Source organism: Treponema primitia ZAS-1, assembly GCF_000297095.1.
GTDB classification, from domain to species: domain Bacteria; phylum Spirochaetota; class Spirochaetia; order Treponematales; family Breznakiellaceae; genus Termitinema; species Termitinema primitia_A.
On sequence record NZ_AEEA01000056.1, the window covers coordinates 62571 to 77270 of the forward strand.

Below are 14700 nucleotides of genomic sequence, written 5' to 3' on the forward strand. Positions count from 1 at the left end.
GGTGGTACTATAGCCTAAAAAAACAGCCTGAACAAGCCATTCCGGTATTGCCTCTTCTCCGTAACCTTTATTTTTTAAAGAGAATCGTGTATAATAAAGACATAATACATATTCAGGGGGTTTCGTAATGACCAGAGGATCGGTACTTCTGTGAAAAAAATTATCCTTATTCCTGACTCATTCAAGGGAACTATGGATTCTGCGGAAATTTGTTCAATCATGGAAAAGCAGATTCATAGGTATTATCCCGAAGCAGAGGTAGTGTCGATTCCCGTGGCGGACGGCGGAGAGGGCAGCGTAGATTCATACCTTGCGGCGGTGGGGGGACAGAGGATCTCCATCCCCGCAAAGGGTCCTTACATGGAAGATATACAGGGTTTCTACGGTCTTATTGACGGCGGGAAAACAGCGGTGATTGAAATGGCCGCCTGCGCCGGACTTCCCATGGTAGGGGATAAACTCAATCCGGGGAAAACTACTACCTTTGGGGTAGGACAATTGATAGCCGATGCCGCCGGGCGGGGTTGTAAAAAAATTATCGTTTGCCTGGGGGGAAGCGCCACCAATGACTTCGGCGCCGGCGCAGCGGCTGGCGCAGGGGTGCGCTTCTATGATCGCAGCGGTAAGGAATTTATTCCCCTGGGGAAGACCCTGGATCAGATAGGCCATATCGATACGAGCGGTTTACAGGCGGCTCTGGGCTCGATCGAATTTGTTACCATGTGTGATATTGATAATCCTCTTTACGGGTCGACAGGGGCAGCCCACGTATTTGGTCCGCAGAAGGGGGCCGATCCGGCTATGGTGGAATTTCTTGACAACCAGCTTCGAGCCGTGTCGGAAACGGTAAAGCGGGAATTGAAAACCGATGTGGCGGAACTGCCCGGCGCAGGCGCTGCGGGGGGCATGGGTGGCGGTATGGTTGCCTTCTTTGGTTCCCGTTTGCAGATGGGCATAGAGACTGTTTTGGATACGGTACATTTTGACCGGATACTACAGGGAGCGGATATGGTTTTTACCGGAGAAGGTAAAATAGATTTCCAAAGCCTCCGGGGGAAGGTGGTTATCGGCGTTGCCCGGCGGGCAAAAAAACAAAATGTTCCGGTCATTGCCATAGTCGGAGATATCGGGGACAACATTGAAGGGGCCTATGATGAAGGGGTCAGCGCGGTCTTCAGCATCAACCGGGTTGCTTTGCCCTATAAGGAACTGCGATCCCGAAGCAAAAACGACCTGGCCCTGACCATGGATAACCTACTGCGGTTTATTCGTATTACATAAGCAGGAAGCCATGACCAGCAAGGGGGGTGATAAAAATGTTTAAGAAACCATCAAATACCGTATCTGATTCAGCATCTCTGCTCTTATATCACGCAGCCCAGCTTGTAACACCTATTGGAAATACCTTAAAACATGGCAAGGAAATGGGTAAGCTGGAAATTATTCCCGATGCCGCCGTATATATCGAAGGGGATACCATCATGGAAGTGGGCCAAACAGATATGCTGCTGAAGAAATATCATCCTGGGAAAGACGGGATGGAAAGCATTGATCTGACCGGGAAAGCAATTATCCCGGGTTTTGTGGATTCCCATACCCATTTTGTTTTTGGCGGTTACCGGCCGGAAGAATTTATCATGCGGCTTTCCGGCGCACAGTACCTGGATATCATGAAGATGGGAGGAGGTATACAGAGTACGGTGGACGCCACCAAAAAAACTCCCGCAGAAACGCTATTCAACGACGGCTTTAAACGGCTTAACGATATGCTTTCCATGGGGGTTACCACCGTGGAAGGCAAAAGCGGGTACGGGCTTGACAGGGACTGCGAGCTGAAACAGCTTGAGGTTTTAAACCGCTTAAACCGGGAACATCCGGTGGATGTGGAAATAAGCTATATGGGCGCCCATGCAATTCCCCGGGACTATCCCGGAGGAAGCGGCGCTTATATTGATTTTATGGTGAAGGAAGTTTTGCCGCTTATTCAGGGAAAAAAGCTGGCCCGCTTTGTGGATATATTCTGCGAAGAGGGTGTCTTTACCCCCGAAGAATCCGAGCGCTACCTGTGTATATGCAAGGACTTGGGTTTTGATACAAAGATCCACGCCGATGAAATTATCCCCCTGGGGGGCGGAGAACTGGCGGCAAAAATCGGCTGCGCCAGTGCGGATCACCTGCTCGCCGTATCCGACAGGGGTATCCAAATGCTCGCCGACAGCGATACTGCGGCTACCCTTCTGCCCTGTACGGCCTTTTGCCTGAACAAGCCCTACGCGCCGGCGCGGAAGCTTATAGACTCAGGCTGTGCCGTGGCCCTGGCAAGCGACTATAACCCCGGCAGCTGTTTTACGAATTCTATACCCCTTATTTTTTCCCTGGGAGTTATCCATATGGGTATGACCATAGAAGAGGCTATCTGTTCTCTAACCCTAAACGGTGCGGGGGCCTTAAAAAAAGCCGATTCCATTGGCAGCATAGAACCGGGGAAGAAGGCGGATATAACAGTACTGGCATACCCTGATTACCGTTTTCTGGTATATCATTCGGCAAAAAATATAGTCAGCCAGGTCATTAAAAACGGAAAGGTTTGTTATAGGGTATCATAAAGTACCCTGCTCATACCCGTTTCCCGGTTTCACCGCCGTAGACAGTCGGTATTTCCTTTTCTCTTGACAGACTAATCATATTAGTTATATATTATTTATATTAGTCTATAAAGGAACCATGGTGGGACAAAAACGAGGATTGGATGACGGGGTGATTCTTTCAGCGGCGGTAACTCTTGCCGAATCCCAGGGCTTTGAAAGCCTGAACCTGCAAAATCTGGCCACAGCCCTGGGGGTAAAGCCGCCGTCCCTCTATAACCACATCAGCGGCCTGGAAGATTTGCGGGTACGCCTGGCCCAATTTGCCCTGGAGTCCATGGAGAAGAGCGTCCGGAACAGGGTTGTGGGCCGTTCCCGGGAACAGGCGATTAGGGAAATTGCAGCGGCCTATTGGGGTTTTGCGAAAAAACACCCCGAACTGTATAAGGCCTTTTCTATTATTCCCCGGTCGGAAAATGCGGAACTCAAGGAAACAGCCCATTCCCTGCAAAACACATTAATCAGGATTCTGGAACCCTACAAATTGAAGGGCCATGATGAAATACACTTTATCCGTTTTATACGGAGCAGTCTGCATGGATTTGTCTCCCTTGAAGCGATGGGGTTCTTTCACCAAGGCTGTGGGGTACATAAAGAGGCAAGTTTTAACGAAATGGTAGATATGCTTATTGTTATGCTGAAAAACTACCAAAAAAAGAGAGTGCGCATATGAACATAACTGAGGGTGTTTATTCGCTGGACTGTGCGGGGTACGGTCATGTATTTTACCTTGAGGATGAACAGGCCCTTATTGATACCGGTTTGCCGAACAAGGGGAACCGTATTTTGCAGGAATTGTCCTGCCTCGGTATAAAACCGGAGGACATTAGACGGATCCTCTTAACCCACCACGATGTGGATCACGCCGGGAATGTCCGCTTCCTTGAAGAAAAGACCGGGGCCGAAGTTTTTATCGGCAAGGAAGATTTACCCTATCTTATGAACCAAGCGGCAAGGCCGGGAATAAAAAAGTACCTACAAAAATTTTTACATGTAGTCCCTCCGAAATACTGCAAACCACTTGAGGCGCCGGGGAATTCCGTTGCGATACAGATGTACCATACGCCCGGACACACTCCCGGGCATCATGTTTTTCTTTATGGGGGTGTACTTTTTGCAGGGGATCTTTTCAGGATTGAAGGAACGCATATAAAGAAAATACCTTCAAGAATGAACTGGAATGGGGAGCTGTTAGCGAATTCTATTTCGTTGTTAAAGAAAATTCCTTTTACCCTTGTGTGTCCTTCCCATGGAAACCCCATGACGAGAGAAAAATTACTGCCGCTTATTGAACAATTATGGGGGAACCAATCATGAATGCACTGCAAATTTTTAAACACGGTTTAAAGTTGAGCCTGCGTAAACCGGGCAGCATTTTCGCAACAATACTGATACTTATCGTTCCGGTAATGTATCCATTATTTTGGTTACAGGCATTCTGGAATCCCTATGAAAACATCGGTAATTTACCCGTTGCGTTCGTCAACGAGGATTTCGGCGCATACGGCGCGGGTCTTGAACAACATTTGCGCGGTTCGACTGATGTTAAGTGGTCTTTCCCTGGTAGAAAAGCCGCCGACAGCGGGCTGAAGGAGCGGTTTGTTGACCCTGGCCGCGCTTGCGGTGTCGGCGTTGACTAGTATAGCCATGGTATCAACGCTTATCAGTATATTTGGAATGTTCGGGCAAATGCTGTCGATGTTTCTGTTGATATTCCAACTTACGGCGAGCGGAGGCACTTTCCCGACGGAGCTCACCCAAGGCGGATTGTTTATGGCGCTTCACCCGTTTGTACCCTTCACGTATTCGCTGAATGCGCTGCGCGAAACAATTTCCAGTGTTCCGCTGGACGGAAATGTATTGATACAATCCCTCGCCGTACAGATCGCGGTTTTAATCGGCGCATTGATTGTCTGCGCGGTGGTTGAAACATTTCGCGGCAGAAAACATACAAAATTATTCGGGAGAGAGATGATCCTGCTTCCGGAGAATAACTGATTTATGGAACAAATAATGAAGGATGATCAACAGAACGAGAAATTCATTAAAATGACCACCGCGCCAATCGGCCCTCTTATCACCGGGCTTGCCATTCCGTCGGCAATAATCATGCTTATCAGCGCATTGTACAATATGGCGGATACCTTTTTTGTAAGCTTCCTGGGAACCAGCGCCACCGCGGCGGTAGGCGTAGCTTTCCCCCTCATGGCGGTGATACAGGCGGTGGGTTTTTTCTTCGGCCACGGATCGGGTAATTATATTGCCCGGGAGCTGGGGGCGCAGCACCATACCAACGCCTCAAAAATGGCGGCTACAGGCTTTTTTTCAGCCCTTATCGCCGGTGTATTACTTGCGGTTTTCGGTATCCTGTTTTTGGATCCCCTGGTCCGCCTGCTTGGCGCCACGGATACTATTCTTCCCTTTGCACGGGACTACATCCGTTTCATTTTTATGGGCGCCCCTTTTATGATGTGTTCCCTGATGCAAAATAACCTGCTCCGTTATCAGGGGAGTTCTTTTCACGGTATGATCGGCATGGTGGGCGGGGCGCTTATCAATATCGCCCTTGATCCACTGTTCATTTTTGTTTTTCATTGGGGAACCGGTGGCGCGGGTTTTGCTACCATGATCAGTCAGTTTATCAGTTTTTGTCTGCTCTTTATGGCTTCGGGTAAAAAAGATAATGTGCGCATTAGGTTTAAATACTTTTCCCCGTGTTTGGCAAATTACCGGGAAATGGTGCGGGGCGGTCTGCCTTCCCTGGCGCGGCAGGGAATAGCCAGCGTTGCCGGTATCTGCATGAATAACCTTGCAGGCCCCTTCGGGGATGAGGTCATTGCGGCAATTACCATAGTACAACGTGTTTTTATGATGGCAGCATCACTGGTTGCCGGTATAGGACAGGGATTTCAGCCGGTGTGCGGTTTTAATTACGGAGCAAAACTATTCGCCCGGGTAAAACAGGGGTTCAGGTTTTCGCTGATTGCCATGAACATCTTCCTAGTCCCCCTGGGTGTTTTGGGTTTTATCTTTGCCCCGCAGATTATTGCGCTGTTCAGGCCGGACGATACTCTGCTTATAGAAATCGGAACAAGGGCATTCAGGTATCAGTGTTACACTATTCCCCTGCTCGGCTGGATAACCATCAATAGTATGATGATGCAGACCATGGGTAAGGCCTTCGAAGCAAGCCTTTTGGCCGTAGCCCGCCAGGGGCTGTTTCTGCTGCCCCTGCTGTTTCTGCTCACTCCGCTCCTGGGATTTACCGGCATTTTGGTCAGCCAACCAGCTGCGGATCTTGGCACATTTATCCTATCAATTCCACTTTCGATACGCGTTTTCCGGGAAATGAAGGAAAGCGAAAAAAGGGAATAGTCAGGTACCCTGACGCGTCTGGCCATAGTACCAAGGACATCAAACAGGACGAGGAACCGCCCACTTGGCAGAAACTTCTCTGGGGTCTTTCTATCGGTATTATCTCCCGCTTCTGCTTCACTGTACGTTTCCGATGTCTACCGGGAACGGGTGAATCAGATCCGGGCTATGGAAAAAATATTCATTTATAACTATGCAGGCCTGGTAAAAGATAATTTACCCCAAATAGAGTAAAAATCGTACAGAGAAAACCTATTACCGCAACAAGGGAAATCAGCTTCCCTTTCTTTTTAAAAATTAAACGCAAGTGCAGATAAAAAGTATACACCAGCCAGGTAATAAGAGCCCAGGTTTCTTTTGGGTCCCAGCCCCACCATCTCCCCCAGGCTTTCTGCGCCCAGATGGAACCAAAAATGAGAGCCCCGGCGGTAAAAACAGGATAGCCCACCAATATAGCAGTATAGGTAATTCTATCATATTTCAGGCGCCTTTCCTCTGTTTTGACAAAAAGAGAAACCAAAGCTGCGGCAAAGGATACCACAAAAAAGGATTCACCGATAAAAGCGAAAGAAACATGGAGCAGCAGCCAGGAGGAACGCAGACTGGGAACCGGTAACAGGGCTTCTTTACCGGTCAAGGGGGAACTGGCAACTGCAAGAAAAACCAGGGCAATAAAAATAGAAATAAAACTGATTGTTTTACTTTGAGGAATGCGGCGCTGGGTTTTATAGACAAAAGAAATTATACAAATTACCGCAGCATAAAATATCAGGGATTCAAAGGTTCCGGTAAGGGCTATAAATTGTATTTGTATACTCCGGACTATGGATACTGCCATAAGCAGTACTGCGGCTAGAAGTGTCATCCACTGGCTTATGGGTTCATCAGCTTTTCTGAATAAAAATATAATCTGAATAATAACAGCGAAGCTTAAAACAATACAGGCGGTAGTAGAAATAATAGTCATAATTTTTGTCTCCTTAGTTTAATTAACAATGTAATAACAATCCCTGTTCCAACAATAAGTAATGAAATCACAACCATAACATAGCCGGGGTCCCATACTGCCCTAAGAACCGTATATTCATCACCGGCATTAAGGCCGTCAGCATAAATACCGTAGGAATACTGGTACAAAGAAAATCCCCCAATTTTAAGGGGATGATTTACTTCAAGGGGATACGATTTTAGTTCCATTACATTATCTTGGAATACCGAAAGATAACTTTTCCATGCCAGGGGTCTTGCGTTTTTATCTTCGATATATTCAAGATCATCGAGAACAATAATAGTGCCGTTTGGCAGCATAGCCGATTGTCCCCGGGACAGGGTGATTGATCCGTCCACGCGGTTAAGGGCGCTTAAAAATGCGGCGATGATAAACAGGAGGAGTCCGCCGTGAAGTATGTCGGGACCGAAATTCGGGCTTCTCTTTTTTAGTTCCCCGGTAAAACGGAAAATAGTACAGCTAAGCAGGTTGATGAAGAACAGGCCTACGGGGACAAGAAAAGCCGGGGTATTGAAAAAACGTGATCGGGGTATAAATGTCGAAATAGCCGCAGCAATGATAAAATAGGCAATTAATACCGCCGTAAGCTTAAGCGATCTGAATAGCGAAAAAAACTTTTTCAGCATGTTAAAGGATGTAGCTTCGCAGCTTATCAAGAACCTCATCGAGATCCAGAGGTTTCCCCACATGACCATTCATCCCTGCGGCAAGGCAGTTCTCTATATCTTCCCGGAATACATTCGCCGTCATGGCAACTATGGGGATGGTTTTAGCATTAGGGGCGTCAAGGGCGCGAATCCGCCGGGTCGCCTCGAAGCCATCCATTTCCGGCATCTGTACATCCATAAAAATCATATCGAAACTAAGGGGCGCTTCACTGAATAGACGCACCGCTTCTGCCCCGTTCCCGGCGGTGATAATTTCCAATTCCGTGGGCTCAAGCAATGCGCGTACTATTTCCTGGTTAATTTCCACGTCCTCCGCCAAGAGGAGACGGCGTCCCGCGAAGGATACGGCTTCATTGGTCTTTGTTTCCCCCTGGGAGACGGTTACGCCAAGGCAGTCGTTGATGAGGTCCGCAATGGGAGAGGGGAACAGGGGCTTTGGCAGGAATTTATCCACCCCCGCAGTTTTCGCTTCTTCCTGAATAGCATCCCATTCGGTGGAAGAAATCATTATTATTACGGACTTATTCTGTTTCAGTTCCTTGATTCGCCGGGATAATTCAATGCCGTTCATGCCCGGGGGCATCTTCCAGTCGATAAAATAAATGTCGTAAACACCGTTTACATCGATCATGCCCAGCGCTTCTTCCGCACTGGAGGCAACATCGCAGACGAAATTAAAACGCTCGGCAAGATCAGAAAAATAATCCCGGATTTCCGGCGCATCGTCCACCGCCAGGACCCGTATATTATCCCAATTCCTTCCCGGGCCAAGGAGATCCCGGTGTCCGGCTTTACCGGGGCGCGCTTTTATGGTAAAGATAAATGATGCGCCCTTGCCAAGCTCCGACTCTATCCAAATACTGCCGCCCATCATTTCGACGATCCGCTTTGAGATGGCGAGACCCAGGCCGGTACCGCCGAATTTCCGGGAGGTACTGCTTTCCGCTTGCTGGAAGGCGGTAAAAAGTTTTTTCTGCTGTTCCGGGCTTATGCCAATGCCGCTGTCCTTCACCTCAATCTGCAGGGTATATTCACCTTCAGATTCGCCAACCAGCTTAGTAGTCAGAGAAACGACGCCGCCTTCGGGGGTAAATTTTACGGCGTTACTCAACAGATTGGTGATGACCTGGGTCAGCCGCTGATCGTCTCCTATCAACACCGGGGGAATATCCTTATCAATATAAACTGAAAAAATTTGATGTTTTTCCTCTACCCGGAAGTTTATAACATTGGAAACCTTTTGCAGCATCCTTTCAAAATTGAATTCCTCATAGGACAGCTCCAGTTTGTTGGCCTCAATTTTTGACATATCCAATATTTCGTTAATGATCCCTAACAGGTGTTTTGAAGCATCTTCTATTTTGCTAAAGGCATAGTCCTTACGCTCCGTATCGGCTGTTTTTTCCCCTATGGTGGTCATGCCGATGATGGCGTTCATGGGGGTGCGGATTTCATGGCTCATGTTGGAGAGGAATTCACTCTTCGCCATGTTGGCGCGTTCCGCAGCCTTTTGACTAATCTGCAGTTCCTTTGTGCGCTCCTCTACCCGTACTTCAAGCTCCGCCGCCAGGGTACGCAGCTGAACCTCCGCTGAGTCCTGTTCGCGTATGTGCAAAATAATCCGCTTGCCAAGCAAAAGCAGAACCACCAGGCCGAAAAACCAGAGCGCGCCATGGGAGATACTCAGAAACGTTACGGTTACGCCGGCGGATTTTAAAAAGGGAGCCATCGGCACATTTACGCTGATACCTCCGCGCTGCTCCCCCGCCGTATACCCCTGAAACGCGTGACAGGAAAGGCAGCTTTCTTCGGTAACAAGGGGCCCGATAAAACGCAAATACTCCTTACCGTCCTGAATAACTTCGCCGGTTACTTCCTTTTTTCCGGGATTGTTCTCAAGCTCGTACAGCGCTTCACTTTCCCATGTATCCGGCTCATTCCCCGGACGTATGGGGTTGTTACTGGTTATATGGCCGGTAACGCCGGAAGCAAGCTCTCCCAGTTCATGTACCAGCCGGGTCATATACGCAGGATTGATTTTGGTCATGGGAACGTCATTTGGTCCGATTATATCCCTGGTTTTATCATTGGCCAGATAGGGGTTTGGAGGAAGAGAATCGCCGACCTTGCCATAGACACCGCCGAGACCGGAAACCCAGCGCCGGTACACAATGTCCTTTTCAAAGGCGGTCCGGGCCTGGATCAACGCAAACGCCCTGGCATGTTCATAGGTTTGGCTGATATTAAGCCACAGCGAGGCGGACACAATAAGCGTCCAGAATACAATTATGGCGGCAATATAAATGGGAACTGCTTTACCTGCGGCTTTTGAACTTAGGTTGGTTCCTATTGCCATATAAAATAGTATATACCAACTATATGTCCCTTGCAACTGCCGCAAATTGGCCGGCCACCTTGGAAAATATATCGATAAGCACCGGATCAAAATGACTTCCCCTGCCTTCCTCAATTATCTTCCGCGCTTCTTCGGTGCTGAAGGGCTTCTTGTACGGGCGGACCGAAATCAATGCATCATACACATCGGCAATCGCCATCAAGCGTCCCTCCAGCGGAATATCTTTCCCGCCTATGCCGGAGGGATATCCCGTACCATCCCATTTTTCGTGATGGGTTCCGGCGATTCGCCTGGCGTGACGCAGGAAAGCGTGCTCATTCGTATTCTTTTCTATCCTTTTTATGGCGTCCACACCGATTGTGGTATGGGTTTTCATAATTTCAAATTCCTCCGAAGTGAGCTTACCAGGTTTATTCAGTACCAAGTCGCTTATAGCAATTTTACCCACATCGTGAAGCTGTGCAGAGGGCAGCAGGTAATCCATATCCCATGAAGATACCTCGTCTGCGTAAATATTTTCTTCAATCAGTTTATCCAGCAGGATCTTCAAATATTTTTGTGTGCGGGAAACATGCCCTCCCGTTACATCGTCACGAAACTCAACAAGGTCGGCCACCGTATTGAGTACCGCATTTTGCAGATTGAATATCTGCGCAGTTTTTTGGCGTACCATTTCTTCCAAGCCGGCGCTGAATTCTATGAGCTGCTTTTTCCGTGTTTCCGCAAGAAGATGGTTCTCAATACGCTTAAGCAGTAGCGGTGCTGAAAACGGTTTTGTTACATAATCAATCGCACCGAGGCTCAGACCCTCCAACTCGCTCCCTTCGTCTGTTTTGGAGGTAAGGAATATAACGGGGATTTCAACCCACCGGGGTTTATTTTTTAAATGCTTAATTGCTTCATAACCGTTTATATCCGGCATTTCAATATCCAGTAAAATCAAATCGGGGGTAATATTTTCCAGCAGGTCAAATAAAATATCTACCGAAGGAACCGGGTAAACCTTATATTGTTCCTTAAGCATCTCCTTGCCGGTAGTAAGATTGGTCATGTTATCATCAACAAAAAATATTTTTTTGCGCTCATTTTCCATAAGAAATCTCCTATTTAATAATTACAATTTGTCATTCCTATGACAAACGTTCTATAATCTGTTTGAACCCAGTTACGCTTACCTGTTCTTTTAACCATTCTACCAGCAGGCTTCCTTCGGCGGAAGTGTATTCATAAGTTTCCAGCTCCTTCAAGGCCCTGTCAACCTCGTCAATGTCAAAGCGTTTGCAGGCTTCCAACAAAGCTGTCAGAACATCCGCGTCCGGCTCTGGTTTTTTAGGCCTGGGGTTTTTGTCCGCAATATTTTGCAACAGGGAAGACAAATTACCGATCAAAATTTGTACGGTTTCAATAAAGCCATCGTTTTTTGCGTCAACCAGATCAAAGTCACCTGCTTTTGCGGCAAGCTCCAAAGCCTCTGCCTCCGCCCCAACCGGTTCGGCTCCGATACTGCGGCTGCTGCTTTTTATTCCATGCACAACAATTGCGTAGTTTTTCAGATTTTTCGAACTACAGTTACGCAGCTGATCGAGCAGAGGAGGCGTATTCCGCGTATAGGATTTGAGTACATCCAAATACGTTTCCTTATCGTCACCAAAACGCTTAAGCCCATCTTTAAAGTCAAGCCCATTGATGCTTCTGTCAAAATTGATTCCTTTGTCATTATCGCTGCGTCTGTCCGATCCACCCGGATACGTTTCCTGGAGCTTTTTCTCCAACTCCTTATCACGGACCCAGTGGCTGATAATAACATCCATACGCATAATATCGATGGGCTTAGAGAGAAATGCCTGGAAGCCGTTTTGCAGAAACATATCTTCGTTGCCAACAATAGCGTTTGCGGTAAGGGCAATGATCGGAACGGTTTTTGCATATTCTGTTCCGATTTCTTCGCGTATGATGCGCGTTGCCTCAATGCCGTCCATTCCGGGCATCATGTGATCCATAAAGATAGCGTTGTATGTAACATTGGCGTTACGGATCAGTTCAATAGCCTCCGGGCCGCTGGATGCACAGTCTATCTGCATCCCATAGGGTTTCATCATGCCCCGGGCGACATCCAGATTTGTCGGCACATCATCTACGACCAGTACCTTGGCATAGGGGATATACGCACGTACCAGCTTTGAACTTCGGTCACGCTTATTATCGGAATAGCAGAAGTTTCTGAGATTTTCGGCAACCTTCGCGCCAATCGGGACAGCGGCGTTTACCCTACCCTGCCGTATACGTACCGTAAATGTGCTGCCCTTTCCATACTCGCTGTTTACCGTAATAGTACCATCCATCATCTCCACCATACTTTTACAGATGGAAAGTCCCAAACCGGTTCCCTCAATTTTACGGTTACTTTTTGTATCCACCTGATTGTATTCAGAAAAGAGTTTTTCCATATCCTCTGGGCGAATACCAACACCGGTATCCCTAATACTGGAAACCAGCCATATATTATCACCGTCCTGTTCGCAGGAGATGCTCCAGTCAACGCTGCCCTCGCTTGTGTATTTGAAGGCGTTGCTTAAAAGGTTATTGAAAATCTGCTTGATACGCAGCTCATCCCCCACAAGCAAACCCGGTATAGTTTCATCAATATCCGTATTGAAGGTGATTGGTTTGGAACCAATGCGCACAATGTTCAAGGTGATAGTATCGTTGATAAGACTTGGTGTATCGTATTCGACCGGGATAAGTTCAAACTTTCCGGATTCAATTTTTGATATATCCAGAATATCATTGATGAGGCTGAGCAGCGTAACCCCCGAATTATATACCTTTTCCAGATTTTCCCGTGCGTTTCCAACCACATCTCCGGAATCAAGGGTCAGCTCGGACAGGCCGATGATAGCGTTGAGGGGGGTACGCATTTCGTGGCTCATATTTGCTAGAAAATCGGACTTTGCTTCCGCGCTTGCAATTGCAAGCTCACGCGCCTGAACGATATCGTGGGTCATTTCATTGCGCAGTATAGTGTTGGCGATCAATAAGCCGCCGGAGCGCAGCAAACTTTCATCATCACTGGTAAATATACGTTCCTTGTGGCAGTCATCAAATGCCACAAATCCCCAAAAGCGTTCCTGGAAATGTACGGGAATAACCAGAATGGAGACAATCCCCTGGGGGGAGAGCTGCGCCTGCTCCGCCGGTGAAAGGGTACGGGCGAGCCCGTTTATACTCTGCCCGGCGGAGAGCTTTTCCTCCCATCCGGGAATAGTTTTGCTATAGGAGACATTCATAGTAATAGGTTTACCCGACTGCGGATCCGCTCCTCCCGACCACTCATATATTTGCGAGCAATACAATTCTCCGTTTTCCGTATGGTTTTGCCAAATGCGCATTCGGTCAACACCGGCGCACCGCGCTATCATATCCATACCATTCCACATGTCGTTCTCAAAATTATTCGTTTCCGCCTGAAGCAGCATCACTGCGGTCTCGTTGATCGTATACAGGAGCTTCTCCTGGGATTCAAGGGTCGTTACCAGTTCGTTTATTGTCTTATACGGCTTTTCAATTGTAAGGGAAGCGGCAAAGGCGGCTATGACACTCAGCAGCAGACACACTACCCCCACAAGCAGCAGTCCGCTGCGGACAGCCTGGAGCGGACTTTCCACGAGCGGCGCAGCCACGCCTAAGGACCAACCGACCCTTGAGCCCGTAATCGGCCTGTAGACACAGAACTGCTCTGCACCGTAAATTGAATACCGTTCCAATCCGGACTTCCCCTCAGTCATATGGCCGGTAACATCGGCAGTTTCTTGAAACTGACTGTCTGTCTTTGCTAGTTCGATAAAATTATTTCGCCCTGTCACAAAGTCTTTGGCCACATTGGCTATTACGGTTCCCTCAGAGTCCAGTATAAAGATGTTACCGGTATTCCATATGGCAAATTCGGAAAGAATATCGCTGAAAAACAGACCGGACACGGTCGCGGACAGAACACGAGCGCCCACCGGTATGCAGACATGCAGCACAAACTCTCCGCTCGGGTCGTTTCTGGTCGTTGAGATGACCATTTCCCCATTGAAGGCGCTTTTTATATATTCGCTGTTGATTAAATCTTCAGGCGTCGGCGCTGTTCCCCATTGAGCCACAATACCGTCATGGTCAAAAATTGTCAGTGCCATAAAGTTATCGTAGGCGGTGATCTGATCCGCCAAAATACGTTCAAGCTCCTCATCCGGAGCGTTGATAAGATTCCGCCCCACTACGACGGCATCCGCTTTTAGCCGGTTTATTTCGGTGGTGATAAGCCTGTCCGCAATCTCCGTTATGGAAATCATATCGCTTTCAATGGTTTTTTCGAGATGTCCCGAGACAAAGAACAGGCCGGTCCCAATACCAAATATAATGATTATGACCGCTATCATCATGATAATCGCGAAAACCTTTGTACGGATTGACATTACCTACCTCCTATCTTGCGCGGCGGCTGCCACGGTTGGAAAGCCTTTAATGAACACCTCCAATAGTATACAACCCTTTGCGCATTTTTGAAAACTACTGCGGGAAGAAAGATATATTTCAAACGCATTTCTAGTGTCGTTTCTAGTATTTTTTGCCAGAAATAACACTAGAAATGGCTGTTTTGAGAGA

At 47.9% G+C, this 14700-nt stretch carries 12 protein-coding genes; 7 read left to right on the top strand and 5 right to left on the bottom strand.

Annotation, left to right across the window (positions count from 1 at the left end):
• Positions 1-150: 150 nt before the first annotated feature.
• The 7 genes from TPRIMZ1_RS0110135 to TPRIMZ1_RS0110165 all read left to right on the top strand — a co-directional run bounded on the left by TPRIMZ1_RS0110135 (position 151) and on the right by TPRIMZ1_RS0110165 (position 6020).
• Positions 151-1281, top strand: coding sequence for a glycerate kinase (locus TPRIMZ1_RS0110135; RefSeq protein ID WP_010258592.1), 1131 nt, complete (start codon positions 151-153; stop codon positions 1279-1281).
• A 35-nt stretch (positions 1282-1316) separates the two neighbouring features.
• On the top strand, positions 1317-2606 hold the full coding sequence (gene hutI, locus TPRIMZ1_RS0110140; RefSeq protein WP_010258596.1) for an imidazolonepropionase: 1290 nt from the start codon (positions 1317-1319) through the stop codon (positions 2604-2606).
• 118 nt (positions 2607-2724) lie between these two features.
• Positions 2725-3318 (top strand): TetR/AcrR family transcriptional regulator, encoded by a 594-nt coding sequence (locus tag TPRIMZ1_RS0110145; protein WP_010258597.1) that lies wholly within the window; start codon positions 2725-2727, stop codon positions 3316-3318.
• The gene (locus TPRIMZ1_RS0110150) at positions 3315-3962 is read left to right on the top strand and encodes an MBL fold metallo-hydrolase (RefSeq protein WP_010258600.1); all 648 of its coding nucleotides are present in this window, start codon (positions 3315-3317) and stop codon (positions 3960-3962) included. Before TPRIMZ1_RS0110145 ends, TPRIMZ1_RS0110150 begins: the two co-directional genes overlap by 4 nt.
• A complete protein-coding gene (locus TPRIMZ1_RS0110155; RefSeq protein ID WP_010258602.1) occupies positions 3959-4285 on the top strand; it encodes a YhgE/Pip domain-containing protein in 327 nt (108 codons plus the stop codon). The genes TPRIMZ1_RS0110150 and TPRIMZ1_RS0110155 overlap by 4 nt, the downstream gene beginning before the upstream one ends.
• Complete coding sequence (locus TPRIMZ1_RS0110160) at positions 4248-4643, top strand: hypothetical protein (protein ID WP_010258607.1); 396 nt, start codon at positions 4248-4250, stop codon at positions 4641-4643. The genes TPRIMZ1_RS0110155 and TPRIMZ1_RS0110160 overlap by 38 nt, the downstream gene beginning before the upstream one ends.
• 3 nt (positions 4644-4646) lie before the next feature.
• On the top strand, positions 4647-6020 hold the full coding sequence (locus tag TPRIMZ1_RS0110165) for an MATE family efflux transporter (RefSeq protein ID WP_010258610.1): 1374 nt from the start codon (positions 4647-4649) through the stop codon (positions 6018-6020).
• Positions 6021-6201: 181 nt separating this feature from the next.
• Here the strand turns inward: TPRIMZ1_RS0110165 and TPRIMZ1_RS0110170 are convergent, their stop codons facing one another.
• From TPRIMZ1_RS0110170 to TPRIMZ1_RS0110190, 5 genes are read right to left on the bottom strand one after another with little or no spacing between them, the layout of a single operon-like run.
• Positions 6202-6987 (bottom strand): cytochrome c biogenesis protein, encoded by a 786-nt coding sequence (locus TPRIMZ1_RS0110170; RefSeq protein ID WP_010258616.1) that lies wholly within the window; start codon positions 6985-6987, stop codon positions 6202-6204.
• The gene (locus tag TPRIMZ1_RS0110175; protein ID WP_038078454.1) at positions 6984-7655 is read right to left on the bottom strand and encodes a cytochrome c biogenesis protein ResB; all 672 of its coding nucleotides are present in this window, start codon (positions 7653-7655) and stop codon (positions 6984-6986) included. Before TPRIMZ1_RS0110175 ends, TPRIMZ1_RS0110170 begins: the two co-directional genes overlap by 4 nt.
• Position 7656: 1 nt before the next feature.
• Positions 7657-10053, bottom strand: a complete 2397-nt coding sequence (locus TPRIMZ1_RS0110180) for a response regulator (RefSeq protein WP_010258623.1) — start codon at positions 10051-10053, stop codon at positions 7657-7659.
• A 19-nt stretch (positions 10054-10072) separates the two neighbouring features.
• The gene (locus TPRIMZ1_RS0110185; RefSeq protein WP_010258627.1) at positions 10073-11146 is read right to left on the bottom strand and encodes an HD domain-containing phosphohydrolase; all 1074 of its coding nucleotides are present in this window, start codon (positions 11144-11146) and stop codon (positions 10073-10075) included.
• A gap of 37 nt (positions 11147-11183) precedes the next feature.
• Complete coding sequence (locus tag TPRIMZ1_RS0110190; protein ID WP_010258631.1) at positions 11184-14510, bottom strand: ATP-binding protein; 3327 nt, start codon at positions 14508-14510, stop codon at positions 11184-11186.
• Between the last annotated feature and the right edge of the window lie 190 nt (positions 14511-14700).